Source organism: Bradyrhizobium embrapense (assembly GCF_001189235.2).
Classification (GTDB): domain Bacteria; phylum Pseudomonadota; class Alphaproteobacteria; order Rhizobiales; family Xanthobacteraceae; genus Bradyrhizobium; species Bradyrhizobium embrapense.
Map to the genome: position 1 here is coordinate 64438 of NZ_LFIP02000002.1, position 26677 is coordinate 91114.

Genomic DNA, 26677 nt, shown 5'->3' on the forward strand with positions numbered 1-26677 from the left:
ATGGGCCGCGCGCGCCACTGTATCCCCGTCACCTTGAGGAGCCGCGAAGCGGCGTCTCGAAGGGTCGACGGCCCGGACGTGCATCCTTCGAGACGCGCGCAAGTGCGCGCTGCTCAGGATGACGGGTCAAGGAGTGAGCCGGTAACATGGACCTGATCGCCGACCATATCAGCCATCGCTTCGGCGCGCTCGACGTGCTCGACGATGTCTCCTTCCAGGTCTCGGCCGGCGAGATCGTCGCGATCGTCGGTCCGTCCGGCTGTGGCAAGAGCACGCTGCTGTCGATCCTCGGCGGCCTGCTGCGGCCGAGCCAGGGCGCCGCCGAATTGCGCGGCGCGCCGCCGGCCGGCAGCCTCAATCCGCTGACCTTCGTTTTCCAGGACTTTGCCCTGCTGCCGTGGAATACGGTTGAGGAGAACGTCGCGTTTCCGCTGCTGCACACTGCCTTGAGCGCCGGCGAGCGCCGCGCCGTGATCGACGATGCGCTGCGCCGTACCGGTTTGTCGGATTTTCGCGCCGCCTATCCGAAGCAATTGTCCGGCGGCATGCGCCAGCGCGTCGGCATCGCGCGTGCGCTCGCGGTTCGTCCCGCGATCCTGTTGATGGACGAGCCGCTGTCGGCGCTGGATTCGCAGACCCGCGAGCTGCTGATGGAGGATTTCGTCGGCCTGCTCGCCGACGGCACGATGGGGGCGGTCTATGTCACGCATAACCTCGAGGAAGCGGTGCGGCTCGCCGACCGCGTCGTGGTGCTGTCGCGCCGCCCCGGCCGCATCCGGGAGATCGTGACCATCCCGATGACGCGCGCCGAGCGCGGCACGGCGGACGCACGCGCGCCCATGGCCGCGCTGCAGGGCGAGTTGTGGTCGCTGATCCGGAAAGAAGCGATCGATGCCGAGCGCGAGGTCCAGCATGCTTGACCGCGCATCGCAGGAGACGAAAAGTCAATCGGTGGAAGCAACGCGGCCGGTCGCGTTTCGCGGCGCCGGCTTCACGCCTCGTGGCAGCCGTTATTCCGGCTGGATCGCGCTCGCACTCGTCATCGCGGTCTGGCAGCTTGCCGGCAGCGCAGGGTGGGTCAATCCGCTGTTCCTGCCGGCGCCATCGGCGATCGCGGTTGCGATCTATAAGCTCGCGGTGTCGGGGGCGCTGTGGCAGCACCTCTCGTGGTCGATCATGCGGATCGGGACGGGGTGGATCATCGGCACGGCGGCCGGCGTCATCGTCGGCTTTTCGATCGGGCTGTCGACCATGGCGCGCGGCGTCGGCATCACCTTCATCTCGGCGCTGTTCCCGATTCCGAAGATCGCGCTGCTGCCGCTCTTGATCCTGTGGCTCGGGATCGGCGAGGAGCCGAAGGTCGCGACCATTGCGCTCGGGGTGTTCTTCTCGACCGCGATCTCGGTCTATAGCGGCGTCGATGCGGTGCCGCGCAATTTGATCCGGATGGCGCAGAGCTTCAACGTGCCGTTCCACGCCATCGTGCGCCGCGTGATCTGGCCGGGCGCGCTGCCCTCGATCCTCGCCGGCTTCCGCATCACCGCGTCGGTGGCGCTGCTGCTCGTCGTCAGCGCCGAGATGATCGGCGCGCAATACGGCATCGGCGCCTTCGTGCTGCAGGCCGGCAATCTGATGCAGACCGATCAGCTGCTCGCCGGCGTCGTGATCCTGTCGCTGTTCGGGCTTGCGGTCGGCAGACTGATCAACCTGCTCGAAACGCGGTTGCTGCACTGGCGGTGAGGGCCTCCACCGTCATTGCGAGGAGCGAAGCGACGAAGCAATCCATCTATCCGTTATGCCGAGCGATGGATTGCTTCGCTTCGCTCGCAATGACGATGGAAGGAGCCGATGCTTCGCTGGTCGTTACGCGTTCCCCCTGTCCTCGCGGAACAAATCGAGCTTCTGCTGCACCGGGCGGTCGGAGAACGAGAACAGCACCGAGTCGGTGTCGGCCTCGTGGGTAACCCAGTGCCAGCTCGGCACCACGAACAGATCGCGCGGGCCCCATTCGAAGGTTTGGTCGCCAACGCGCGTGCGGCCCTTGCCCTCGATCGCGGCGAACACGGTGGCGTCGGTCGACCGGTAGCGCGCGGTCGTGAAACCCTTCGGCAGCAGCTGGATGAAGGTGCCGATTGTCGGCATCGCGAAATCGCCGGTCTCGGGATTGGAGAATTTCAGCTTCAGGCCGTGGCAGGCATCCCAATCGTCGCTGGCCCTGGCCTTCTCCAGCGCCTCGCGGGTGTATTCATAGGGGTAGTTGAAGATCGGCGAAGTCTTCGAGGTCCGCTTCTGGTCAACAGGCAGCAGATTGTGGCCGTAGCGCGCGAAGCTCGCGCCTGATGGCTTGGAGATCGACTGCTGATCTTCCTTGGCGCCTTCCGCAAACGAGCAGTCGAAGAACTGCACCATCGGGATGTCGAGCCCGTCGAGCCAGAACATCGGCTCGTTGGTTTCGTTGGAATGGTCGTGCCAGGTCATCGACGGCGTGATGACGAAATCGCCCGGCGACATCGCGGTGCGCTCGCCGTCAACGGCAGTGAATGCGCCCTTGCCTTCGAGCACGAAGCGCAGCGCGGACTGGGCGTGGCGATGGGCCGGCGCGATGTCGCCCGGCACCACCATCTGCACGCCGGCGAACAGCGAGGTCGTGATCTTGGACTGGCCGCGAAGGCCGGGATTTTCCAGCACCAGCACGCGGCGCTCGGCTTCCTTGGCCGTGATCAGTCTCCCGGCCTCGTTCATGTAGTCACGGATCTGGTCGAACCTCCACAAGTGAGGACGGCAGGCGCTCTTCGGCTCTGGCGTGATCAGATCGTTCATCACGTTCCACAGCGCCGACAGGTTCTGGCCGTCGATCTTCTTGTAGAACGCCTCGCGCTCGGGGGTCTTCTGCACGGCTTCCATGGCAAGCCTCCCATCATCATTCTTGTCGGTTGAATTAATTGACAGTATACTCACTATATGGCTAGCGTCAATCAACCAAGCCATCGTGTTTTCGGGCGAAGCGGATGCCGCTTCGCGTGAACAACCAGAAAATTGCAAGGGAGGTTCCGATGAAGCTGCATGGCTATTTCCGGAGCAGCGCGTCCTACCGGGTCCGGATCGCTCTCAATCTCAAGGGGCTGACGCCGGAGCATCTGCCGCATCATCTGCGCAAGGGCGAGCAATGCGCGCCGGCCTATCTTGCGATCAATCCGCAGGGGCTGGTGCCGACCCTGGAGAGCGACGCCGGCGCGATCCTCACCCAGTCGCTCGCGATCATCGAATGGCTCGACGAGACCAACCCCAATCCGCCGCTGTTGCCGAAGGATCCGTTGCGGCGCGCAAAAGTGCGGGCCTTTGCACAGGCGATCGCCTGCGACACCCATCCGGTGCAGAATTTGAAGGTGCTGGCGCGGCTGCGCAAGCTCGGCCTGCCCGAGGAACAGGTAACGGAGTGGGCGGCCTGGGCCAACCGCGAAGGCCTTTCGGCCTGCGAAACCCTGATCGCCGAGGAGGCCGGGCCGTTCTGCTTCGGCGATGCGCCGACGCTTGCCGATCTCTGCCTGGTGCCGCAGCTCGCCAATGCGCGGCGCTTCGGCGTCGACGTGTCGGCCTATCCGCGCCTGCTCAAGGCCGAAGCGGCGGCAAAACAAGTCAAGGCGTTCGCCGACGCCGCCCCGGACAGGCAACCCGATGCCGAATAGCAAGCCAACGCCCGTCACCATGGACGCGGTCTACACCGCGCCCGGCTATCTGTTCCGCCGCATGCAGCAGATCGCGGTCGCGCTGTTCATCGAGGAGTGCAAGGCGTTCGACCTGACGCCGGTTCAATATGCCGCGCTGGTCGCGATCTCGACCCACCCCGGCATCGACGCCACGAGGCTCTCCGCCGTGATCGCGTTCGACCGCTCCACGCTCGGCAATGTGATCGAGCGGCTTGAGGTCAAGGAATTCGTCGTGCGCAAGCCCGCGCCCGAGGACAAGCGCGTCAAGCTGCTCTACCTCACCAAGGCCGGTGCCGCAGTGCTGAGCGACATCATGCCCTCGGTCGACAAGGCGCAGGCGCGCATGCTGCAGCCGCTGAAGCCGGCCGACCGCAAGACGCTTCTCTCGCTCTTGACCCAACTTGTCGACCTCAACAACGAGGCGTCCCGGGTGCCGCTGCGCGCCGAGGACGCGCTGGAACATCTCGGGAGGTCGGGCTGATGGCGGAGGGCAAGCCGGTCCTGATCGCAGGCGGCGGCATCGGCGGTCTCGCCGTCGCGCTCGGCCTCGCCCAGAAGGGCATTCGCTCAATCCTGCTGGAGAAGGCCGCAGCGCTCGGCGAGATCGGCGCCGGCATCCAGCTCGGGCCGAACGCGTTCCACGCCTTCGATTATCTCGGCGTCGGCGAAGCCGCGCGCAACATGGCTGTTTATATCGACCAGCTGCGGCTGATGGATGCGCTGACCGCCGACGAGATCACCCATATCGATCTCGGCGATAGTTTTCGGGCGCGGTTCGGCAATCCCTATGCTGTCGTGCATCGCGGCGATTTGCACGGCGTGTTCCTGCGCGCCTGCCAGAACCATGAATTGATCGAGCTGCGCGTATCCAGCGAAGTTGTCGACTACGAGCAGGATGGCCCATCGGTGACCGCAAGGCTCGCCAGTGGCGAGCGCATCACCGGACGCCTGCTGATCGGCGCCGACGGGTTGTGGTCGAACATCCGCAAGCAGGTGACGGCGGACGGCGCGCCGCGCGTCTCCGGCCACACCACCTATCGCTCCGTGATCCCGACCGAGCAGATGCCGGAAGATCTGCGCTGGAACGCGGCGACGCTGTGGGCCGGGCCGAAATGCCACATCGTGCATTACCCGCTGTCGGGCTGGAAGGTGTTCAACCTCGTCGTCACCTATCACAACGATGCGCCGGAGCCGGTCGCCGGCAAGCCGGTCTCCGAGGACGAGGTGATGAAGGGATTTACCCACGTCCACGAGCGGGCGCAGAACATCATCCGCCACGGCACCAACTGGAAGCTCTGGGTGCTGTGCGACCGCGACCCGACCGAGCGCTGGATCGACGGGCGCGTGGTGCTGCTCGGCGACGCCGCGCATCCGATGCTGCAATATTTCGCGCAAGGTGCCTGCCAGGCGATGGAGGACGCCGTGTGCCTGTCGCACATGCTGGACAGTCACGACGATCACGCGGTCGCGCTGGAAGCTTACCGGACCCAGCGCTTCCCGCGCACCGCGCGCGTGCAACTGATGTCCCGCGCGATCGGCGAGCACGTCTATCATCCCTCAGGCGAGCACGCCCGCATCCGCAATGCGATCATGAGTACGAAGTCGCAGGAAGAGTGGTGCGACGATATTGCGTGGCTGTATGGTGGAACGGGATTGGGGAATTAACAGCCCCACACCCGTCGTCCCGGCCTTCACCGGGACGACGCCGAATGTGCCGCGACAGCGTCGCGCCCTCACATTCGCATCACGGCCTGGCGATCGATCTTCCCCGTGCCGGTCTTCGGGAGCTCGTCGACGAACTTCACCTCGCGCGGGTATTTGTACGGAAGCAACCTTGTCTTGACGTAATCCTGCAGTCGCCGCGTTGCTTCATCGGCGTCGAAGCCGGCCTTGTTCATCACCACAACCGCCCGCAATGTCATGCGGCGGTCCGGCAATTCCGCGGCGTAGACGGCGCATTCGCGAATATCGGGATGTTCCGCAAGACATAGCTCGACCTCCAGTGGATAGACCCACTGGCCGGAGATCTTGACCAGGTCGTCGGCGCGGCCGCGGAAGAAGTGGAAGCCGTCGCTGTCGCGGATGAAGCGGTCGCCGGTGTAGATCCAGCCGTCCTCGTGCACGGTCTCGGCGGTCTTGTCCGGCCGGTTCCAGTACAGCGGCGTCGCGGAATCGCCGCGCACCCACAAAATGCCTTCCTCATCGTCGCCGACCTCGCGGCCGTCGCTGTCGCGCAGCATGATCTCGTAGCCAGGCACGCGCAGGCCCGCGGCGCCGAGTTTCTTCCGCTCCGCGCGGTTGCTGAGATAGACGTGCAGCACCTCGGTCGAGCCGAGGCCTTCGATGATCTCGAGCCCGGTGAGCCGCTTCCAGCCGTTGAACACCTCGGCCGACAGCACCTCGGCTGCCGAGACCGCCATCCGCAGCGAGGAAAAATCGGCAGCGTCCGCGCCTTCGGCCTTGGTCAGCGAGATGTAGAGCGTGGGCAGTCCGAAGAACACGGTCGGTCGATATTGACCGATCGCGGCGAAAATCGCGGCGGGCTTCGGCTGGCCCGGCAGCAGCAGCGTCGCGGCGCCGACCGAGAAGGGAAACGTGATCGAATTGCCGAAGCCGTAGGCGAAGAAGATCTTCGGCACCGAGAAGCAGATGTCGCCGGGCTGAAGCTTCAGCACGTTGCGGGCAAACGCGCGCTCGCTATAGGCCATGTCGTGCTGCAGATGCACGATGCCCTTGGGGCGGCCGGTCGAGCCCGACGAATACATCCAGAACGCCATCTCGTTGCGGTGGGTGTCGGCCGCGTCGAGCTCGGTCGGAAACGCATGCAGCCAGTCGCCGGCGTTGCGCGCTTCGGCAACCGCGTGGTCGCCGGCGTTGCCATTGACCACGACCAGCGTGCGCAGCGGCGTGTCCCTGCAGGCCTCGGCGTCGAAGCGCGAACAGAACTCGGCATCGGTGACGGCGACCTGCGCGCCGGCATCGGACAGATAGAATTGCAGCAGCTCCGGCGTCGTCAGGGTGTTGATCAGCAGCGGCACGAAACCGGCGCGCACCGCGCCGAAGAACGCCGCCGGATAGGCCGGCGTGTCGTCGAGGAACAGCAGCACGCGATCGCCGCGCGTCAGTCCCAGTGACTGGAAGGCGTGGCCCCAGCGCGCCGCGTCGGCGCAGAGCTCGCGATAGGTGCGCGTGCCGGCGGGACCGGTCAGCGCCAGGCGTTCGGCGTTGCCGTTGCCGAGATTGTCGAACAGGATGCGGCTCGCATTGTAGCGCTCGGGGATCGCAAAGCCGATCTCGCGCGAACCGGGATTGTCCTGCGGAACCTGGTCAGCGATCCCCGTCATGAGCGTCCCTTCGCGGCCTCATAGCGGGCCATGAAGCCGGGCGACATCGCGCGCAGCCGCGCGTCGTCGATCCGGCCGGAGCGGGTGATATAGCTGTAGGCGAAATCCATCAGGTCGCGCTGCATGTGCGCGGGGAAATGCTCGTACCAGTCGGCGCTGGTCCGCGCCGCGGTGACGAGCTTCTTGACGATCGGCTTGCGCTCGCTCTCATAGCGGGCCAGCGCAGCGGCGATGCTGTCCTCGGCCTCCAGCGCCTTGGTCAGCGCGATCGCATCCTCGATCGCAAGCCGCGTGCCGGAGCCGATCGAGAAATGCGCGGAATGCAGCGCGTCGCCGATCAGCACCATGTTGCCGTGCGACCAGCGCTCGTTCCAGATCCACGGGAAATTGCGCCAGACCGATTTGTTCGAGATCAGCTTGTGACCATCCAAGGTCGCTGAGAACACCTGTTCGCAGATCGCTTGTGATTCTTCGATCGTCTTGCCGGCAAAGCCGTAGGCCGCCCAGGTCGCGGCGTCGCACTCGACCAGGAAGGTGCTCATGTCCTTTGCATAGCGGTAGTGATGGGCATTGAAGCAGCCGATGTCGGTCGCCACAAAGGTCTGCGACAAGGTCGCGAAGGCTTTGGTGGTGCCGTACCAGGCGAATTTGTTGGTCGAATGCGTGACCGACGCACCGAACGCGGCCCCATGGCCGCGGCGGACCATCGAGTTCAGCCCGTCTGCGGCGACGATCAGGTCGTAACCCCCGAGTTCGTCGACCGACTGCACCGCGGTGTCGAAGCGCGGCGCGATGCCTGTGCTGCGAACCCGCTCCTGCAGGATCGTCAGCAGCGCCAGCCGGCCGATCGAGGAAAACCCGACGCCGTCGATCTCGACGCTCTCGCCGCGCAGATTGAGGGTGATGTTCTTCCAGCTCTCCATCCTCGGGGTGATGGCGTCGACCGTCTCGGGGTCGTCGGCGCGCAGGAAGTCCAGCGCCTGTTCGGAGAACACCACGCCGAAGCCCCAGGTGGCGCCGGCGGCGTTCTGCTCGAACAGATCGATCTCGGCGTCAGGATGACGCTTCTTCCAGAGATAGGCGAAATAGAGCCCGGCGGGCCCTCCGCCAATCACGGCGATCCGCAACGTCTGCCTCCCAGATTGACAGTGTACTTACAATTTGGCTCCAGACTAGTCGCCCTCTGGCGGGAACGCCAGAGGGAAAATGCGCGCGGCGACCAGAAGCGCGGCGGCGAACGGCTCAGTAGCAGCGGCGAACCTTGACCCCGCCGACCCATACCCAGCGGCAGCCGACGACGGCCGGCCTTCGGACGACGGCCGCACCGCGATAGCCGGCGCATCCGGCGCGATAGACGCCGCGCGCGCAAACCACGGCGTTGGCATCGGAGGACTCGAAGGTCATGGTCGCGGCAAAGGACAGCAGGGCCGCAGCGATCAGCAATAATGAGCGCATGTTATTCCCTCTTCCGGAGTGAGGTTGGTTGGCCTGTTTGTGACAACAAGGTGCTGCGGCTCCGTGCCCGGCAAATCGCCGGGCACCTGTCGTCTCACCGCTTGCGCGGCTATCTCTTTTCCGCTTCCGCCAGCACCTTCTTGCAGGCGGGCGTCAGCTTGTCGCTCTGCTTGGCGAGACAGGCGATGATGCGCCCGCCGCCGGGCGTCACGCTTTTGCAGAACTTCTGGTAGTCGCCCATGCAGGCGTCGCGTTGCGCCGCCGTCAGCTCCTGGGCGTAGACGGCGGTTGAGCCGCACAGCAGCGCGGCGATCAGGACAAGACGCAGCATCGATCGCTCCCTTTTCCGGCCAGTCGCGTGACAACGGGATCAGCGCGCCGCGAACGGCGCCAGCACGTCGCGGCACGCAGGCGAGAGCGAGCCGGCATTGGTTGCGAGGCACTGCACGATCCGCCCGCCGCCGGGCTGGACGCCGCCGCAGATCGAGCGGACGTCGGCGCCGCAGGCCGAACGCAGCACGAACAGCTCTTCGCGTGGCCGCAGCGGCCGCAACATGATCGCCGACGGAGCCGCGGCCGGTGCTGTCGCGGTCGCGGCACCCGCGGCCGGCGCGGTGCCACCGGCGCCCGCCGCCGCCACGGCCTTCTCGCAGGCCGGCGAAAGCTTGTCCTTGTTCTTTTCGAGGCACTGCAGCGCCGGCGCACCGCCGGTCGGCACGCCCGCGCAGACCTTGGGATAATCGGAGCGGCACGCGCTGCGGATCGCGGAGACCTGCGCGCTGCTCGGCTTTCCTGCCGCGGCTTTCGGTGCCGCCGTCTCCGCGGGCTTGGCCGCCGTCGCCGCGTCGGTCTTGGCTGCTGCGGGCGCCGCGCTTGGCGCTTCCACGGCCTTCACGGCGCTGGCGCAGCCGGGGCCAAGGCTTGCCATGTTCTTCTGCAGGCATTGCAGTGACGCTTCGCCACCGGGCGGCACGCTGGAGCAGTGTGCGATGTAATCGTTGCGGCATTGCGACTTGATGGCGTCGCGCTGCGCCTGGGTCGGCGCTTGCGACAAGGCCGGTGAGGTGCTCATCAATGCCGCAAGCGCAAGCCATGCGGAGAGCCTCGTTGCACGTGTCAACGCGTTGATCATTTGAAAAAATCCTCTTGTCGCGCCGGAAGCCTCCGGCCCAACTGAACCGAGTCTGAAATTACTTTGCTCTAACAACCTTCGCGAGCGACATCATTTTCGCTTTCGAGTTCCGCTGCAAGCGGATTGTTGCTATGGAAGAGGCCGGCTGATTTTTTGCTCACTTCGATATCAGAATTTTGTCATTTGAGTTGAGGCTCGGAAATGAGGCATGCGCGCGCGTCGGCACATTTCAGTCAGAGCGATTTTGTGCGGCTGCGAAGTGCGCCGTTTGTGCGCATCGCGTTCATCATAGCCGCCCTTGTCAGTTTAAGTGCCTGCGAGCAAAACAGTTTTGTTGCGCCGCCGCCGCCCAAGGTCGACGTCGCATCGCCGGTGCAGCGCGCCATCACGCGCTATCTCGACGCCACCGGAAACACCGCGCCGATCAAGACCGTCGATCTGGTCGCGCGCGTGCAGGGTTTTCTGCAGTCGATCAACTATCAGGACGGCTCGCCGGTGAAGGAGGGGACCACCCTGTTCACGATCGAGCCGGAGACCTACAAGCTGAAGCTGGAGCAGGCGCAGGCCGCGGAAGTCGGCGCGCAGGCGACGCTGAAGCAGGCCGAGGCCGACTTCAAGCGGCAGACCGATCTGGTGCAGCGCCAGGCGGTCTCGCAGTCGACCCTGGACAGCTCGACCTCGGCGCGGGACAACGCCCAGGCCAATCTGCAGCAGGCCCAGGTCAACACCAAGATCGCCGCGGTCAATTACGGCTACACCAACGTCGCCGCGCCGTTCGACGGCATCGTCAGCAACCACCTGGTCTCGGTCGGCGAACTGGTCGGCGTGGCTTCGCCGACCCAGCTTGCCACCATCGTGCAGCTCGACCCGATCTACGTGAATTTCAACGTCAATGAGCAGGACGTGCAGCGGGTGCGCGACGAGGCGCGCCGCCGCGGCTTGACGTTCAACGATCTCAGGCAGCTGCCGATCGAGGTCGGGCTGCAGACCGAGACCGGCTATCCGCACAAGGGCAAGCTCGATTATCTGTCGCCGACCGTCAGCCAATCGACCGGAACGCTCGCCGTCCGCGGCCTGGTGCCCAATCCGGATCGGGTGCTGCTGCCAGGCTTCTATGTCCGCGTTCGCGTGCCGATCGACAAGCAGGACAACGCGCTGCTGGTACCTGATGTTGCGATCGGCAGCGACCAGAGCGGCCGCTACGTGCTGGTCGTCAATGCCGACAATTTGGTCGAGCAGCGCAAGGTGACGACCGGTCCGCTCGACGACGGCCTGCGCGTCATCGAGAGCGGACTGAAGGCCGACGACCGCGTCGTCACCGCCGGATTGTTGCGCGCGATCCCGGGGCAGAAGGTCGATCCGCAGATGCAGAAGGCCGACGCGGCGCCGGCAGCGACCAAATAGGACGTAACGCGCCATGATCTCGAAATTCTTCATCGAGCGGCCGGTGCTTTCCAACGTCATCGCGATCCTGATGATCCTGATCGGCGGCGTCGCGCTGTTCAATCTCGCGGTTGCGCAATATCCCGACGTGGTGCCGCCGACCGTCCAGGTGACGACGCGCTATCCCGGCGCCTCGGCAAAGACCGTGATCGACACCGTGGCGCTGCCGATCGAGCAGCAGGTCAACGGCGTCGAGGACATGCTCTACATGCAGTCCTACAGCGGCGCCGACGGCACCTACACGCTGACCGTGACCTTCAAGATCGGCACCGACCTCAACTTCGCGCAGGTGCTGGTGCAGAACCGGGTCTCCTCGGCGCTGTCGCAGCTGCCGGCCGCGGTGCAGAACCAGGGCGTCACGGTGCAGAAGCGCTCGACCTCGATCCTGCTGTTCGTGACCCTGACCTCGCCGAACAAGACCTACGACAGCCTGTTCCTGTCGAACTATGCCACCATCAACATCCGCGACGAGCTGTCGCGTCTGCCGGGTGTCGGCAACGTCACCGTGTTCGGCGCCGGACAATATTCGATGCGGGTGTGGCTCGACCCGAACAAGCTGCAGGCACGCGGGCTGATGCCGCAGGACGTCGTCCAGGCGATCCAGCAGCAGAGCCAGCAGGTCACCGCGGGGCAGGTCGGCGCGCCGCCCGCGCCGCAGGGACAGGCGTTCCAGTACACGCTGAACGTCAACGGCCGGCTCGACGATGCGAGCCAGTTCGAGAACATCATCGTCAAGACCGGCAATGTCGGCGACGTCATCCGGGTCCGCGATCTCGGCTCGGTCGAGCTCGGCGCGCAGACCTACAGCCAGGTGTTCTCGCTCAACCAGAAGCCGGCCACCGGCATCGGCGTGTTCCTGTCGCCGGGCGCCAACGCGCTGCAGGTCGAGAAGGAAGTGCAGAAGAAGGTGGCGCAACTCGCCAAGCAGTTCCCGCAGGACATCAAATACGACACCCCGTTCGACACCACCAAATTCGTCCAGGCCTCGATCGACGAGGTCTATCGGACGCTGATCGAGGCCGGCCTCTTGGTGCTGGTCGTGATCCTGGTGTTCCTGCAGGACTGGCGGGCGATGCTGGTGCCCGCGACCACGGTGCCGGTCACCATCATCGGCGCGTTCGCGGCGATGGCCGCGCTCGGCTTCACCATCAACCTGTCGACGCTGTTTGCGATCGTGCTGGCGATCGGCATCGTGGTCGACGATGCCATCGTGGTGGTCGAAGGCGCCGCGCACAATATCGAGCGCGGCATGTCCGGGCATGATGCCGCGATCAAGGCGATGGACGAATTGTTCGCGCCGATCGTCGGCATCACCTTGGTGCTGATCTCGGTGTTCCTGCCGGCGGCCTTCCTGCCGGGGCTGACCGGCCGGATGTACGCGCAATTCGCGCTTGTCATCGCCGCGACCGCGCTGCTCAGCGCCGTCAACGCTGCGACCCTGAAGCCGACGCAATGCGCGCTGTGGCTGCGTCCGCCGGTGCCGCCCGAGCAGCGTAATTTCTTCTACCGCGGCTTCAATGCGGTCTATGACCGGGTCGAGCGCGGCTACACCCGGATCATCGGCGGCATTGCCGGCCACGCCAGGACCTCGGTGCTCGTCGCGCTGGTCCTGATCGGCATTGCCGGCTACGGCCTGTCACGGGTGCCGACCGGCTTCATTCCGATCGAGGACCAGGGCTATCTCTTGGCCGCGGTGCAGCTGCCCGACGGCGCCGCGATCGATCGCACCCAGCGGGTGCTCGACCAGGTCACCGAGATCGCCCGCAAGACGCCGGGTGTCGAGCAGGTGGTCACCATCGCCGGCATCTCCGCGCTCGACAACTCGTCGAGCCTCGCCAATGCCGGCGTCGCCTATGTGATCCTGAAGGATTGGGGCGCCCGCGGCCCCGGCGAGGACCTGCGCTCGCTGGTCTACGGGCTTAACGACAAGCTGGCGGTGATCCCGGAGGCGCGGATCCTGGTGATCCCGCCGCCGCCGATCCAGGGCATCGGCAATGCCGCCGGCTTTGCCATGCAGGTGCAGCTCCGTGACGGCAACGCCGACTACGGCAAGCTGCAGGCGGTGACCGGCGCCGTCGTCAGCAATGCGCAGACCCAAAGCGCGCTGCAACGGGTGCAGTCCTCGTTCCGCTCGATGGTGCCGCAGTTCGACGTCCAGGTCGACCGCGTCAAGACCGAGACGCTGCACGTCACCACCGACCAGATATTCTCGACGCTGTCGTCCTATCTCGGCGCGAGCTACGTCAACCAGTTCACCAAGTTCGGTCGCACCTTCCAGGTCTATACCCAGGCCGATGCGCAATACCGCCTGACGCTGCGCGACATCGAGAACATGATGGTGCGCAACAGCAATGGCGACATGGTGCCGCTCGGCACCGTGGCGAGGATCACGCCGTCGGTCGGGCCATCGCTGATCAGCCTCTATAACCTCTATCCGTCCGCGACCATCATCGGCCTGCCGTCGCAGGGCTACAGCTCCGGCCAGTCGATGACGCTGATGGAGGAGATCGCGGCGAAGACGCTGCCGCCGGGGACCGGCTATGAGTGGACGGCGATGTCGTACCAGGAGAAAGCGGTCGGCGGCCAGATCTACTTCGTGTTCGCGCTGGCGCTGCTGTTGGTCTATCTCGTGCTCGCCGGACAATATGAGAGCTGGTATGCGCCGATCTCGGTGATCCTGGCGGTGCCGCTGTCGCTGCTCGGGCCGATGCTGGTGCTGACGTCGCTCCGGATCGAGAACAATCTCTACACCCAGATCGGCACCATCCTCCTGATCGCGCTGTCGGCCAAGAACGCGATCCTGATCGTGGAGGTCGCGGTCGAGCATCACATCCGCGACGGCAAGCCGGTACTGGAGTCGGCGATCGACGCGGCGCGCGCCCGGTTCCGGCCGATCCTGATGACGTCGTTCGCCTTCATCCTCGGCGTGCTGCCGCTGGTGATCGCGACCGGCGCCGGCGCCAACGCCCGCAAGTCGATCGGCATCACCGTATTTTCAGGCATGATCGCCTCGACCTGCCTCGCAGTGCTGTTCGTGCCGGCGTTCTTCGTCGTGGTGCAGAATTTCGAGAACTGGCGCAAGGCGAAGAACGGCAAGGCGGCGACGCCGCAAGCCGCACCGCAGGCATCGGGCACGGTGCATTGACTCCCTCGCCCCGCTCTTGCGGGGTCGAGACGAGCGAAGCTCGCTCTTAGAGGGTTGGGGTGAGGGGCTCTCTCCGCCAGGCGGTACGAGTGGCGAGACTTGTACCCCCTCACCCGGATCGCATCTTGCGATCCGACCTCTCCCCGCAAGCGGGGAGAGGTAAGAAAGATGGCTACACCTTCACCATGCGCTTGCCGCGGTTTTCGCCCGCCAAGAGCCCGATCAGCGCCTGCGGCGTGTGCTCGATGCCGTCGATGACGTCTTCCTGGACCTTGAGCCTGCCCGAGGCGACCCAGGATTGCAGGTCGGCGAGTGCGGCGTCGCGCTGGTCCATGTAGTCCATCACGATGAAGCCCTGCATGATCAGCCGCTTCACCACGATCAGGCCGGGCACGCCGCGCGGCCCGTGCGCGGACGGCACGCCGTCATATTGCGAGATCGCGCCGCAGCAGGCGATCCGGCCGCGGTTGTTCATCTGCGCCAGACAGGCCTCCAGGATGTCGCCGCCGACATTGTCGAAATAGACGTCGATGCCGTTGGGCGCCGCCGCGCGCAGCGCCTTGTAGGCGGCGCCGTCCTTGTAGTCGACCGCGGCGTCGAAGCCGAGCTCCGAGGTCAGCCAGTGGCACTTGTCCTTGCCGCCGGCGATGCCGACCACGCGGCAGCCCTTGATCCTGGCGATCTGGCCGACGATCGAGCCGACCGAGCCGGCGGCCGCCGACACCACCACGGTCTCGCCCTCCTTCGGCTTGCCGACGTGGAGCAGGCCGAAATAGGCGGTCAGGCCGGCAATGCCGTAGACGCTCAGCAGATGCGTCATCGGCTCGAGCTTCGGCATCTTGGCCAGGTGCTTGGCGGGCACCGCGGCATAGTCCTGCCAGCCGGTGTCGCCGAACACGATATCGCCCGGCTTCAGGCTCGGGTCGTTCGACGCCACCACTTCGGCGATGCTGCCGCCGGCCATCACGGTGTTGGCCTCGACCGCGGCGCGGTAGGTGGCGCCGTGCATCCAGGCGCGGTTGGCGGCGTCGAGCGAGATGTAGCGCGTCCGCACCAGCGCCTCGCCGTCCTTCGGCGCGGGGACGGTGCCCTTGGTCAGGCGGAAATGCTCGGGGCCGAGCTTGCCGGTCGGCTTTTCGACAAGCAGGATCTGGCGATTGACGGTGTCGTTCATAGGCGGTGTCTCCCCTCACGTTGGTCGTTTCGCATGCAGTTTGACTGCACCCTGCGCAGCTCATTGCACAGATTGTGCGCTGCATGAACGCTATTCTCCGCGCTGGCATTCCACAACGGGAACAGATCGACAAAGTCCCGCTCGGCGCGAAGCGTGTTGCGTCGCTGCGTAAATCTGCCACACTTGCCTTTCGCCGGGAACTTACGGGGGTAAGAGAATGTCGAACAGGTTTACGCAATACATCCTGCTTGCGATGGTCCTTGGCATCGCGATGGGGACGATCGTCTTCAACTACTTTCCTGACAGCCGCGCCGAGATCGCAGCCGACGTCAACCTGATCGCTATGCTGTTCTTGCGCCTGATCAAGATGATCATCGCGCCCCTGGTGTTCGCGACCCTCGTCGGTGGCATCGCCCATATGGGAAGCGGTGCCAAGCTCGGGCGCATCTTCGCCAAGACCATGGGCTGGTTCGTCTCCGCCTCGTTCGTTTCGCTGCTGCTCGGCCTCGTGATGGTCAATCTGTTGCAGCCCGGCGCCAATTTCCCCGGCACGCTGCCCGACAAGGCGCAGTCGACCGGCCTGCCGGTCTCGGCCTTCTCGATCGAGAAGTTCCTGACCCATCTGATCCCGACCTCGATCGCCGATGCGATGGCGCAGAACGAGATCCTGCAAATCGTGGTGTTCGCGGTGTTCTTCGCGGTGGCGCTCGGCGCCATGCCTGAGCGATCGAAGCCGATCATGAGCCTGATCGACGATCTCGCCCACATCATGCTCAAGGTCACCGGCTACGTGATGCTGTTCGCGCCGCTCGCGGTGTGGGCCGCGATCATGGCAACCGTCTCCAAGAACGGCCTCGCCGTGCTCTGGAAGCTGATCGTCTTCATGGGCGGCTTCTATTTGTCGCTGCTGATCCTGTGGGGCATCCTGGTGATGGTCGGCTTCGTGGTGATCGGGCCGCGCTACAGCCATCTGCTGCGGCTGATCCGCGAACCGCTGATGATCGCGTTCTCGACCGCCTCCTCGGAGGCGGCCTACCCGAAGACGCTGGAGGGGCTGAACAGGTTCGGCGCCTCCTCGCGGATCTCCGCTTTCGTGCTGCCGCTCGGCTATTCCTTCAATCTCGACGGCACGATGATGTACTGCACCTTCGCGAGCATCTTCATCGCGCAGACCTACCACATCGAGATGTCGCTCGGCACGCAGCTCGCGATGCTGGCGACCTTGATGATCACCTCGAAGGGCGTCGCCGGCGTGCCGCGCGCGTCGCTGGTGGTGATCGCCTCGACGCTGTCGCAATTCGGCATCCCCGAGGCCGGTTTGCTGATGATCATGGGCATCGACACCTTCCTCGACATGGGCCGCAGCGCCACCAACGTGATCGGCAACTCGCTGGCTACCGCCGTGGTCGCGAAGTGGGAGGGCGAGCTGAAGGCCGAGCACGAGCTCGGGCCCGACGATGCGGTGCCGCAGGATGCGGTGCCCGGCGCCGTGATGGCCGGCCATTGACGGGAGGGACGCATGCATCGCGCCCGCTGGAGGCCGGTACGGGCTGAGGCGCCTCTGCCTCTGCTGTCGACATGCCTGTTGCCGGCATGTCTGCTGGCGGCGGCCCTGCTCGCCGGACCGGTGTCCGCACAGCCGGCGGGCGAGGGGCTCAGCCCCACGCTCGCCAACATCAAGGCCACGCACGCGGTGCGGATCGGCTATCGCGAAAGCTCGCCGCCGTTCTCGTTCCTCGACCACTCCAACCGGCCGATCGGCTACAGCCTCGAGCTGTGCGATGCGATCGTCGATGAGATCGCGGCCGAGGTCGACGACGCCAACCTCAAGGTCGACTACGTCAAGGTGACCTCCGACGACCGCATTGCGGCGGTCATCGACAAGAAGATCGATCTCGAATGCGGATCGACCACGGCGAATTCCGAGCGTGGCAAGCAGGTCGCGTTCTCGCCGCTGATGTTCGTGGCCGGCACCAAGCTGATGGTGCCGAAGGCCTCGGGCGTCAACCAGGTCGCCGACTTGAAGGGCAAGACGGTGGTGGTGACCAAGGGCACCACCAACGAGCAGGCGATGCATAGTGTCGATGCCAGGCAACAGCTCGGCCTCAACATCGTGACGGCGCCCGACCACGAGCAGTCCTACCAGATGCTGGTCGACGGCAAGGCGGATGCGTTCGCGACCGACGACATCCTGCTCTACGGCCTGATCGCGCGTCACAAGTCGCAGGACAAGTTCCGCGTCACCGGCGATTATCTGTCCTACGACCCCTACGGCATCATGTACCGCAAGGGCGAACCGCAGATGAAGGACGTGGTCGAGCGCGCCTTCCGCAAGCTCGCCTCGAACCGCGACATCGTCCCGCTCTACAACAAGTGGTTCGTCGCCCGCCTGCCGACCGGCGAGAAGCTCAACGTCGCGCTGTCGCCGCAGCTCGAAGAGGCCTTCAAGGCGCTCGACGATTCCGCGGGTGGTGCCAACTAGAGCATGATCCGGAAAAGTGTGAAGCGGTTTTCCGAAAAGATCATGCTTAAACAAGGAGCTAAAGCGCGATGACGATTCAACTCAATCTCATCGCGCTTTAGCCGCGAATTCGGCCTCTCTACCTTGCGGGAGAGGCCGGATTGCGCTGCAGGCGCAATCCGGGTGAGGGGCTCTTCGCAACCGGCGCGGTCCCGAACCGTCCGGACGAACCGCGGCTTGCTTCACCGCCAATAGCGATGCGACAAATCCAGGCACTGCCGGACCCAGAATCCGTTCACATGGATCAACTGGCATGGGCTCGGCGGTGGCTCCTTGATGATCGGGTATCCGTGGATGTCGATATTCGTGGGTGCCGTGACGCCGCGCCAGAACACGGCGTTGGCGGCAGGAGGATTGAATGCGGCGACGAACGCCGTGATTGTGAGGACGCTCAAAAGGAGTTTGCGCATAATCTGGATCCGGATCGAGTAATGCGCGTGAGCGTACTCCCTTGAGCGGGATGAGCAAGCCGCTGAATCGCGGCAAGCGGCACCGTCGCACGCTGCTTAGGCGAACACGGCGTCCAGCGCCGCCGAATACGCCGCCTCGACCAGCGCCGGATGGCGGTGGCCCAGCGCTTCCATCTTCACGCCCGAATTCACCTCGAGCACCTGCCACGCGCCATCGACGCGCACCACGTCGATCGAGGCGAAGCGGATGCCGACGGCCTGCGCGGCCTTGATCGCGAGTGCGACGCAGACCTCGCGTGTCGCGGCGTCGGTGAGCAGCACGGGCTCGGCGCCGGCATCGAGGTTGTGCCGCCAGTTGAGCAGAAGCCGTTCGCCGGCGGCTGGAATGACGTCGAATGCGGCGGCATCGAAATCCTCGGACAGGGCCTTCAGCTGTTCGGCCGTCGCGGCCGCCTCCGCCAACGCGCGCAGGGAATGGACGCCGTCGCCAATCACCGACGGCCGCGTCTTGCCGTACACGATCAGCGCGCGATCATCGAGCAGCACGACGCGCACCTCGTCCTTGATATCGACGTAAGGCGAGATCGCAAGGCTCGGATGCGCGGCGAGGATGCGTGCGACCGCGGTCTCCAGTTGCGCCGGTGTCGTGACGCGGAAGACGAGCTCGGCGGAGGTCCCCTCGTTGGGCTTGACGACAAGCCCGTGCGGATGCTCGTCGAGCAGACGCTGCATCGCTACGCGCGAGTCCGATCCCGGGATGTGCTTGCTGAGCTTGCTGCCGAGAAACAGCGTGTGCGGAACGGCTGATACGCCAGCCGATGCCAGCACCTCGGCGCAGGCCGATTTGTCGTTGGCGACCTGATGCGCGACCGCGCTGTTCAGCCCGATGTCGTAGCCGATCGCAAGCCGTCGCGCGTCGCCCTTGGTCATGATGACCAGCCAGCCGCCGGACCGCACCTCGACGGCAATCGAGCGCGCCAAACAATATCTTTTGATGGTTTCCAGGAAGATTCGCTGGCTGATCAGGACCACGAGATCATTTTCCCTTCACCGCAGTTTCGTAGCAATTAATTGCCAGATCGGCGGCGATCTCAGCAAGTAAATTACCTGCAGTGTCACGTGTTAGCGATGTTGCCGTTGAACCTCCGCGCGAAATCGAACGACTGCCATTCTGAGATCGCAATTGCACGCCAGTTGATCTTGACTATCTCATGTATTGGCGCAATGGAAACGCGAGATCTTCAATGATTTCGGCCACTTCAGCGCCGTCGCGAGCAGTCTAGAAATCAAACCATTCTAAATCTGGTCAGTCGAGAAAACGAAAACCCATGAGCGCGTTCTATCGAGAGAAAGTTCTTTCCGTTCAGCACTGGACCGATACGCTTTTCAGCTTCCGAGCCACCCGCGATTCCGGTTTCCGCTTCCAGAACGGCCAGTTTGCCATGATCGGCCTCGAGGTCGATGGCCGACCGCTGCTGCGCGCCTATTCGATGGCGAGCGCCAATCATGAGGAAGAGCTCGAGTTCTTCTCGATCAAGGTGCAGGACGGCCCGCTCACCTCAAAGCTGCAGAAGATTCGCGAGGGTGACACCATCCTGGTCGGCCGCAAGGCGACCGGCACGCTGATCACCGACAATCTGATCCCCGGCAAGCGGCTGATGCTGCTGTCGACCGGCACCGGCCTTGCACCGTTCGCCAGCCTGATCAAGGACCCCGAGGTCTATGATCGCTACGAGCAGATCCTCCTGGTGCATGGCTGCCGCCAAGTCTCCGAGCTGGCCTATGGCGAGGAGCTGGTCGCCAAGCTGCGCGATGACGAACTGTTCGGGCCGTTGCTGTCCGAGAAGCTCTCGTACTACCCGACGGTGACGCGCGAGCCGTTCCGCAACCGCGGCCGCATCACCGACCTGATCACCTCCAACCAGCTGTTCACCGATTTGCATCAGGACCCGCTCGACATCGAGACCGACCGCATCATGATGTGCGGCAGCCCGGCGATGCTCGAAGAGCTGAAGCAGCTGTTCGAGACCCGCGGCTTCAAGGAAGGCAGCGGTAACACCCCCGGTCACTTCGTGATCGAGAAGGCGTTCGTCGAGCGCTGAGGCTCCTTCCACTTCGTCATTCCGGGACATCGCGAAGCGATGGGCCCGGAATCCATAACCACCGCTCTTTGTTTGTCGAAGGCTGGGGCCCCATCGGGCTCCAGCCTTTTGCATTTGTGGTTATGGATTCCGGGCTCGATGCTTCGCATCGCCCCGGAATGACGCCCGATATAGCGCCGCGCATCCCCTCACTGCTATAAATCCCCCAACGCCGCGCAGCCGTTTCCCGAACGCGGCGATCCAGGGAGCCGCACCTTGTCCATCACCGATCCGGATGCCCCGAAGACCGCCTTTGTGTTTGCCGGCGGCGGCAGCTTTGGTGCGGTCCAGGTCGGCATGCTGCAGGCGCTGGCAGCGCATGGCGTCGCCGCCGACATGGTGGTCGGCTCCAGCGTCGGCGCCTTGAACGGCGCGTTCTATGCGGGCGACCCGACGGTCTCGGGCGTGGCGCGGCTGGCCGAGATCTGGCGCGGCCTGAACCGGCAGGACGTGTTTCCGGTGACGTGGCGGACGCTGGTGGGCTTCCTGTGGCGGCGCGACTTCCTGATCCCGCATGACGGCGTCCGCAGGCTGATCGACGACTACATCCCGTTCCGCCATCTCGAGGACGCGCGGCTGCCGCTCCACATCGTCACGACCGACATCATCAGCGGCGACAGCGTCGTGCTGTCGGAAGGCTCCACCGCCGAGGCGATCGTCGCATCGACCGCGATCCCCGGCGCGTTCACGCCGGTGCATTATCGCGATCACTACCTCGCCGACGGCGCGATCTCCAGCAACACGCCAGTCCGCGTCGCCGTGAAGCATGGGGCAAAACGCCTGATCGTGCTGCCGACCGGGCATGCCTGCGCCAACCAAGCACCGCCGGCCGGCGCGCTTGCCAATGCGCTGCATGCGCTGACGCTGCTGATCGCGCGCCAACTCGTCAACGAGCTCGAGAACATCGGCTCCGACGTGGAGTATTTCGTGGTGCCGCCGCTGTGTCCGCTGGTCGGCTCGCCCTACGATTTCTCCCGCACCTCAGATCACATCGCCCGCGCCCTCGATACCACCAACGCCTGGCTCGCCGGCGACGGCCTGAAGGCGCGGCATATTCCGCACGAATTGCAGCCGCACCAGCATTAGGCGAACGGTGCTCTCCTCGGTGAGGCGACATCCTCGCCCACCGCTGTCATCGCCGGCCTGTGCGCAATTGCGCACATGGACCGGGCGATCCAGCACGCCGCGGCCTCTCGGCTCAAGCACTGCTGCCTCTGGAATACTGGATCACCCGCATGCACGGGTGATGGCACTGCGAGAGGCGTCTGCAGGATTTTCGGAATAATGGAATAATGCCGGTGAGTTGCCCGACGTGTCAAGTCGCCCCGTCGAATGCCCGCTACTGTGCATGGGGTTGTTTTCAATATTTTGGCAGGATGCCCCCTCGCGCCGCTTCGTTGCACTGCAAAAGGCGGGCGCGTTGCAGTTTGCCGGCAGCTGCACCCGCCCATCCGGGCGGTTGTCACATCTGTGACTGCTCGGCCGTATAACCGTAGTGCACTTGTTCCGCGAGTTGGATTAGGCTTACGCCGACAAGGCCTTCAAGGCAGACCGGGGGATTCCATGGATACGATAATGCTTCCGTTCTCGCCGCGCTTCATCGTGCTGACGATCTGCGCCGTCGTCACCGCACTGCTGCTGCTGGTCGGGATTTTCGACCACAAGGTCTTCAAGATCGTTTTCATCCCGCTCGCGATCTTCGGCGCGCTGACACTGCTCGGCATCCGCGACCTGACGCAGAAGAACCATGCAGTGCTGCGCAACTACCCGATCTCGGCGCATATGCGCTTCCTGCTCGAGGAGATCCGCCCGGAGATGCGGCAGTATTTCTTCGAGAGCGAGAAGGACGGCATGCCGTTCTCGCGCGACACCCGCGCGTTGGTCTATCAGCGCGCCAAGATGGTGCTCGACAAGCGGCCGTTCGGCACCCAGGAGGACGTCTATCGCGAGGGTTACGAGTGGATGCATCATTCGGTGGCGCCGAAGCCGCGTGCCGAGGAGAAATTCCGCATCACCATCGGCGGGCCCGACTGCACCAGGCCGTATTCGGCCTCGGTCTTCAACATCTCGGCGATGAGCTTCGGCGCGCTCAGCCCGAACGCGGTGCGGGCGCTCAACGCCGGCGCCAAGAAGGGCGGCTTCGCCCACGACACCGGCGAGGGCGGCGTCAGCCCCTATCACCGCGAGATGGGCGGCGACATCATCTGGGAGATCGGCTCCGGCTATTTCGGCTGCCGCAACCGTGACGGCACCTTCAATCCGGAGCTGTTCGCAAGCGTCGCGGGCGACGATCAGATCAAGATGGTCGAGCTCAAGATCAGCCAGGGCGCCAAGCCCGGCCATGGCGGCGTGCTGCCGGCGGCGAAGGTCTCCGAGGAGATTTCCAAGATCCGCGGCGTGCCGATGGGCGAGGACTGCATCTCGCCGGCCTATCACAAGGCGTTCTCGACGCCGATCCAGATGATGGAATTCGTCGCGAACATGCGAAAACTGTCCGGCGGCAAGCCGGCCGGCTTCAAGATGTGCATCGGCCATCCCTGGGAGTTCCTGGCGATCTGCAAGGCGATGCACGAGAGCGGGCTCTATCCCGACTTCATCGTGGTCGACGGCAATGAGGGCGGCACCGGCGCCGCGCCGCTCGAATTCATGGATCATTTGGGCATGCCGATGCGCGAGGGCGTCAATTTCGTCCACAATGCGCTGATCGGCATCGGCGCACGCGATCGCATCAAGATCGGCGCTGCCGGCAAGATCGCGACCGCCTTCGACATGGCGCGCGCGATGGCGATCGGCGCCGACTGGTGCAATTCGGCGCGCGGCTTCATGTTCGCGCTCGGCTGCATCCAGTCCCTGAGCTGCCACACCGATCGCTGCCCGACCGGAGTCACCTCGCAGGACCCGATCCGCAACCGCGCGCTCTACGTGCCCGGCAAGATCGAGCGCGTTTACAACTACCATCACTCGACCCTGCACGCGCTGACCGAGCTGCTCGCGGCCGCCGGCCTCGAGCACACGCAGGAGCTGCGTCCGATCCACTTCTCGCAGCGAAGCTCGACCACCGAGGTTTCCTCCTTCGCCGAACTTTATCCGACGCTGCGCCCCGGCGAGCTGCTCGAAGGCACCCAGGACCGTCGCTTCCGCGACGCGTGGGCGATGGCGCGCGCGGACTCGTTCCAGCCGGCGGGGTAGGGGCGTCGACAATCCGTAGGCCGGATTGCGCTGCGCCCCATCCGGGCTACGCTCACGATGTGTGGGTCGGCGCACCGAACCATTTGGTCAGCGCCTCGGCGAGTCCCGCCTGACTCCGGTTCCCGACCCACGCCACGTAGCCGTCGGGCCGGACCAGCACCGCGCCGGGCGCCGGCACCGTCCCGAGTGCCGGTAGCTCCCACGCGCCGGCGTAATCGGCATCGACCAGCCGAACCCGGTCGATCCATCCCGCGATGTCGATGCTGCCGGGCTCGTCAAGATTGAGCAGCACCGGCTGTGCCTGGTGCAGCAGCGTGAAGACCCGCAGCGGGCCGTTGGTCGTCACCAGATCGAGATCGGGCATGCGGCGTCCGAGCAGCGGATGGCCGTCGCCGAGATCGTAATGCAGGTCGAGGCCCGACATCATCGCGGCGAACTTTCGGCGTGGCCCGTCCATACGCAGCAATTCGGAGACGACCTCGCGCAGTGCCTTGCTTCGTGCATCGGTCCGGCTGAGCGCGACATGCGCCATGGTGTTGCGCAGCACGCGGGCCGCAACCGGATGCCGTTCGGCCTGATAGGTGTCGAGCAGGCTGTCCGGCGATGTCTGCTTGATCACCTGGGCGAGCTTCCAGCCCAGATTCACCGCGTCCTGCACGCCGATATTGAGGCCCTGTCCGCCCATCGGCGGATGCACATGGGCGGCATCGCCGGCCAGCAGCACGCGCTGCTTGCGGTAGGTCACGGCCTGCCGGGTCATGTCGGTGAAGCGCGATATCCAGACCGGGCTGTGGATGCCGAAATCGGTGCCGTAGACCGCGACCAGCCGCTCGCTGACCTCGCGCAGGGTCGGCTCCCGGTCGGTGCCGAGCTGCCGCTCGGTCAGCACGAGCCGCACCCGGTCACCGTCTTCCACCTTGCCGATGGCATAGATGCCGGCGTCGTCCTGGCGAAAGCCCCATTCAGGTTCGTCCGACATCTCGGCCTCGGCGATCAGCCAGCTGCTGCTCGGATCGCACCCGGCGAATTCGATGCCGGCCGCCTTGCGCACGAGGCTGCGGCCGCCGTCGCAGCCGACCAGATATTGTGCCCGGAGCACCTGGCCATCCGACAGTGCGACGTCGACGCCATCCTCGTCCTGCGCGAAGCCGGTCACCTCGCGGCCGCGATCGATCGGCACCGCCAACTCGTCGGACCATTCGCCGAGCACGCGCTCGATATGGTTCTGCCGCAGCCCCAGCGTGAAATTGCGCCGGGTCGGGAAGTCGCTGATCTCGAGCGGAACCAGATGGGAATGGAACAGCACCGCCGGATGGCGCGTCCCCAGCGCGACGAAGCGGTCGCCGATGCCGCGCTGGTCGAGCACCTCCATGGTGCGTGCGTGCAGACCGCCCGCCCGCGCGCCGATCAGGTCCGCCACCTCGCGCCGTTCGACGATCGCGACATCGACACCGGCCAGCGCCAGCTCGCACGCCAGCATCAGCCCGGTCGGCCCTCCGCCGGCAATCACCACAGCATGTTCCCGCATCGCGCACTCCTCCGTTCGATTGGGCGCGCGTTCTACGGGATGACCCCGGGCTTGCGGCAAGCCCGGGGGGCTACATATATCTGAGTGGGGAGAGGGCGCGTGCCGTCCCGACGCAATCGGCGATGGTTATGGTCCCTGGTCGCGCTTCCCTTACACGACCGCTGGCTAGTGCGGATTTTCCAGGCTGAACAGCTCCGACTGCTCATCATACGCGAATAGCTCGGCGTAACGGCCCCACGACACGATCGTCTTCAGCGTCTCGTCGGCATAGTCTTCCGACATGTAGTCTTCCAGTTCGTTGCGGAAGCGCGCTGCCGGAGCCGAGTGCGACGGCCGCTCATCGAGGACGCGGCGGATCAGACCCATCACCGGCACGTAATTGACGAGGTGCTCCGCGAACAGCCGCTTGCGCGCGTCGGTTTCGAGGTGGGCGAATCGCTTGCCGGCATCGCTCAGCATCAGGTCGCCTTCGCTCAATTGCGCGAACCGCAGCAATTGCAGCGCTTCGCCGAGGTGAAAGATCTCGTCAGCCTCGAGCTGCAGATGGCCTGCGAGCACCGGCAGGTCGGCGTGCCCGTTGTAGGGCGGTCCGGCAAGGGTCTCGATCAGGCCCGAAAGCACGTTGGACGAGACGTGGTTGAGGATCATCCCGACGCCGCTGCCCGGGATGCCCTCGAGGGCCGGCGTCTTGGGCTCCGGGCGCTGCGTCATGCGGGCGTAGATGCTGTCGACCAGTTGCCGAAACATTGGATCTAATCGGTTACGCGGATGCGGCAGGTCGACCTTGATCTCGGCTGCGACGCGTCCGGGATTGGACGAGAATACCAGGATGCGATCGCACATCAGGACCGCTTCCTCGATGTTGTGCGTCACCATGAGCACCGATTTGATCGGCAGCCGACCCTCGATCCAGAGGTCGATAAGATCGGTGCGCAGCGTCTCGGCGGTGAGCACGTCGAGCGCCGAGAACGGCTCGTCCATCAACAGCAGGTCCGGATGGACCACCAGCGCCCGGGCAAAGCCGACGCGCTGTCGCATGCCGCCCGACAGCTCCTTGGGATAGGCCGACTCGAACCCGTCGAGGCCGATCAGGTCGATTGCGGCGAGCGCCCGCTTGCGGCGTTCGGCGCTATCGATCCCCAATGCCTCAAGTCCGAGCTCGACGTTCTGCAGAACCGTCAGCCAAGGGAACAGCGCAAACGACTGGAACACCATCGCGACCCCGTTCGGCGGTCCCTTGATCGCCTCGCCCCGGCATTTCGCGTCGCCGGAGCTTGGCGCGACCAGGCCGGCGATGATGCGCAGCAGGGTTGATTTGCCCGACCCGGAGCGCCCGAGCAGGCCTACGATCTCGCCCGAACGCAGCGTCAGGTCGACCTTCTCCAGCACCAGCAGCTCCTCGCCGCTGCCCTTGGGAAACGACCGGCAGACGCCACGGATATCGAGCAGGCTGGGTTGGTTGGGTTGATCGAGCATGCAGCCCTCCTG

The 26677-nt window shown here is 65.1% G+C and carries 23 protein-coding genes; 12 read left to right on the forward strand and 11 right to left on the reverse strand.

Annotated features, from left to right (window positions below; translation table 11 throughout):
* Nucleotides 1-146: 146 nt before the first annotated feature.
* Both AKN83_RS07725 and AKN83_RS07730 read left to right on the forward strand, forming a co-directional pair.
* Entirely contained in the window at nucleotides 147-920 is a 774-nt protein-coding gene (locus AKN83_RS07725) for an ABC transporter ATP-binding protein (RefSeq protein WP_050403799.1), read from the forward strand.
* Nucleotides 913-1740, forward strand: a complete 828-nt coding sequence (locus tag AKN83_RS07730; protein WP_050403800.1) for an ABC transporter permease — start codon at nucleotides 913-915, stop codon at nucleotides 1738-1740. The genes AKN83_RS07725 and AKN83_RS07730 overlap by 8 nt, the downstream gene beginning before the upstream one ends.
* A gap of 123 nt (nucleotides 1741-1863) precedes the next feature.
* Here the strand turns inward: AKN83_RS07730 and gtdA are convergent, their stop codons facing one another.
* Nucleotides 1864-2904, reverse strand: a complete 1041-nt coding sequence (gtdA, locus tag AKN83_RS07735; RefSeq protein ID WP_050403801.1) for a gentisate 1,2-dioxygenase — start codon at nucleotides 2902-2904, stop codon at nucleotides 1864-1866.
* A 149-nt stretch (nucleotides 2905-3053) separates the two neighbouring features.
* Here gtdA and maiA point away from each other — a divergent pair, with 149 nt between their 5' ends.
* Genes maiA through AKN83_RS07750 form a run of 3 tightly spaced genes read left to right on the forward strand, consistent with a single transcriptional unit; the run spans nucleotide 3054 to nucleotide 5372 of the window.
* Nucleotides 3054-3686 (forward strand): maleylacetoacetate isomerase, encoded by a 633-nt coding sequence (maiA, locus tag AKN83_RS07740; protein ID WP_050403934.1) that lies wholly within the window; start codon nucleotides 3054-3056, stop codon nucleotides 3684-3686.
* On the forward strand, nucleotides 3676-4188 hold the full coding sequence (locus AKN83_RS07745) for a MarR family winged helix-turn-helix transcriptional regulator (RefSeq protein ID WP_050403802.1): 513 nt from the start codon (nucleotides 3676-3678) through the stop codon (nucleotides 4186-4188). The genes maiA and AKN83_RS07745 overlap by 11 nt, the downstream gene beginning before the upstream one ends.
* Entirely contained in the window at nucleotides 4188-5372 is a 1185-nt protein-coding gene (locus tag AKN83_RS07750) for a 3-hydroxybenzoate 6-monooxygenase (protein ID WP_050403803.1), read from the forward strand. The genes AKN83_RS07745 and AKN83_RS07750 overlap by 1 nt, the downstream gene beginning before the upstream one ends.
* Before the next feature lie 68 nt (nucleotides 5373-5440).
* Here the strand turns inward: AKN83_RS07750 and AKN83_RS07755 are convergent, their stop codons facing one another.
* The 5 genes from AKN83_RS07755 to AKN83_RS07775 all read right to left on the reverse strand — a co-directional run bounded on the left by AKN83_RS07755 (nucleotide 5441) and on the right by AKN83_RS07775 (nucleotide 9638).
* Nucleotides 5441-7051, reverse strand: coding sequence for a benzoate-CoA ligase family protein (locus tag AKN83_RS07755; RefSeq protein WP_050403804.1), 1611 nt, complete (start codon nucleotides 7049-7051; stop codon nucleotides 5441-5443).
* Nucleotides 7048-8178 carry an FAD-dependent monooxygenase gene (locus AKN83_RS07760; RefSeq protein WP_050403805.1) on the reverse strand — a complete coding sequence of 377 codons (1131 nt, stop codon included), beginning with the start codon at nucleotides 8176-8178 and terminating at the stop codon, nucleotides 7048-7050. Before AKN83_RS07760 ends, AKN83_RS07755 begins: the two co-directional genes overlap by 4 nt.
* A gap of 115 nt (nucleotides 8179-8293) precedes the next feature.
* Nucleotides 8294-8506: a hypothetical protein gene (locus AKN83_RS07765; protein ID WP_050403806.1), complete on the reverse strand. Its 213-nt coding sequence runs from the start codon at nucleotides 8504-8506 to the stop codon at nucleotides 8294-8296.
* Between the two features lie 109 nt (nucleotides 8507-8615).
* On the reverse strand, nucleotides 8616-8837 hold the full coding sequence (locus tag AKN83_RS07770) for a cysteine rich repeat-containing protein (RefSeq protein ID WP_050403807.1): 222 nt from the start codon (nucleotides 8835-8837) through the stop codon (nucleotides 8616-8618).
* 39 nt (nucleotides 8838-8876) lie between these two features.
* Nucleotides 8877-9638, reverse strand: a complete 762-nt coding sequence (locus tag AKN83_RS07775) for a cysteine rich repeat-containing protein (protein ID WP_050403808.1) — start codon at nucleotides 9636-9638, stop codon at nucleotides 8877-8879.
* Between the two features lie 246 nt (nucleotides 9639-9884).
* Here AKN83_RS07775 and AKN83_RS07780 point away from each other — a divergent pair, with 246 nt between their 5' ends.
* Both AKN83_RS07780 and AKN83_RS07785 read left to right on the forward strand, forming a co-directional pair.
* A complete protein-coding gene (locus AKN83_RS07780) occupies nucleotides 9885-11042 on the forward strand; it encodes an efflux RND transporter periplasmic adaptor subunit (protein WP_050403935.1) in 1158 nt (385 codons plus the stop codon).
* A gap of 13 nt (nucleotides 11043-11055) precedes the next feature.
* Complete coding sequence (locus AKN83_RS07785; RefSeq protein WP_050403809.1) at nucleotides 11056-14226, forward strand: efflux RND transporter permease subunit; 3171 nt, start codon at nucleotides 11056-11058, stop codon at nucleotides 14224-14226.
* 172 nt (nucleotides 14227-14398) lie between these two features.
* Here the strand turns inward: AKN83_RS07785 and AKN83_RS07790 are convergent, their stop codons facing one another.
* Nucleotides 14399-15400, reverse strand: coding sequence for an NADP-dependent oxidoreductase (locus tag AKN83_RS07790; protein ID WP_050403810.1), 1002 nt, complete (start codon nucleotides 15398-15400; stop codon nucleotides 14399-14401).
* Between the two features lie 217 nt (nucleotides 15401-15617).
* Between AKN83_RS07790 and AKN83_RS07795 the strand changes: the two genes are divergently transcribed.
* Both AKN83_RS07795 and AKN83_RS07800 read left to right on the forward strand, forming a co-directional pair.
* On the forward strand, nucleotides 15618-16907 hold the full coding sequence (locus AKN83_RS07795; RefSeq protein WP_050403811.1) for a dicarboxylate/amino acid:cation symporter: 1290 nt from the start codon (nucleotides 15618-15620) through the stop codon (nucleotides 16905-16907).
* A gap of 12 nt (nucleotides 16908-16919) precedes the next feature.
* Nucleotides 16920-17882 carry an amino acid ABC transporter substrate-binding protein gene (locus tag AKN83_RS07800; protein WP_050403812.1) on the forward strand — a complete coding sequence of 321 codons (963 nt, stop codon included), beginning with the start codon at nucleotides 16920-16922 and terminating at the stop codon, nucleotides 17880-17882.
* A 221-nt stretch (nucleotides 17883-18103) separates the two neighbouring features.
* Here the strand turns inward: AKN83_RS07800 and AKN83_RS07805 are convergent, their stop codons facing one another.
* Nucleotides 18104-18331 carry a hypothetical protein gene (locus tag AKN83_RS07805; RefSeq protein ID WP_050403813.1) on the reverse strand — a complete coding sequence of 76 codons (228 nt, stop codon included), beginning with the start codon at nucleotides 18329-18331 and terminating at the stop codon, nucleotides 18104-18106.
* A 96-nt stretch (nucleotides 18332-18427) separates the two neighbouring features.
* On the reverse strand, nucleotides 18428-19363 hold the full coding sequence (locus AKN83_RS07810; RefSeq protein WP_050403814.1) for an ATP-grasp domain-containing protein: 936 nt from the start codon (nucleotides 19361-19363) through the stop codon (nucleotides 18428-18430).
* 296 nt (nucleotides 19364-19659) lie between these two features.
* Here AKN83_RS07810 and AKN83_RS07815 point away from each other — a divergent pair, with 296 nt between their 5' ends.
* From AKN83_RS07815 to AKN83_RS07825, 3 genes are all read left to right on the forward strand, one after another.
* Nucleotides 19660-20433: a ferredoxin--NADP reductase gene (locus tag AKN83_RS07815; protein ID WP_063695255.1), complete on the forward strand. Its 774-nt coding sequence runs from the start codon at nucleotides 19660-19662 to the stop codon at nucleotides 20431-20433.
* Between the two features lie 255 nt (nucleotides 20434-20688).
* Nucleotides 20689-21558, forward strand: a complete 870-nt coding sequence (locus AKN83_RS07820; RefSeq protein WP_083991986.1) for a patatin-like phospholipase family protein — start codon at nucleotides 20689-20691, stop codon at nucleotides 21556-21558.
* A gap of 477 nt (nucleotides 21559-22035) precedes the next feature.
* Entirely contained in the window at nucleotides 22036-23661 is a 1626-nt protein-coding gene (locus tag AKN83_RS07825; protein ID WP_050403815.1) for an FMN-binding glutamate synthase family protein, read from the forward strand.
* Between the two features lie 52 nt (nucleotides 23662-23713).
* Here the strand turns inward: AKN83_RS07825 and AKN83_RS07830 are convergent, their stop codons facing one another.
* Nucleotides 23714-25189: an FAD-dependent monooxygenase gene (locus tag AKN83_RS07830; protein WP_050403816.1), complete on the reverse strand. Its 1476-nt coding sequence runs from the start codon at nucleotides 25187-25189 to the stop codon at nucleotides 23714-23716.
* A gap of 165 nt (nucleotides 25190-25354) precedes the next feature.
* Complete coding sequence (locus AKN83_RS07835) at nucleotides 25355-26665, reverse strand: ABC transporter ATP-binding protein (RefSeq protein WP_050403936.1); 1311 nt, start codon at nucleotides 26663-26665, stop codon at nucleotides 25355-25357.
* Between the last annotated feature and the right edge of the window lie 12 nt (nucleotides 26666-26677).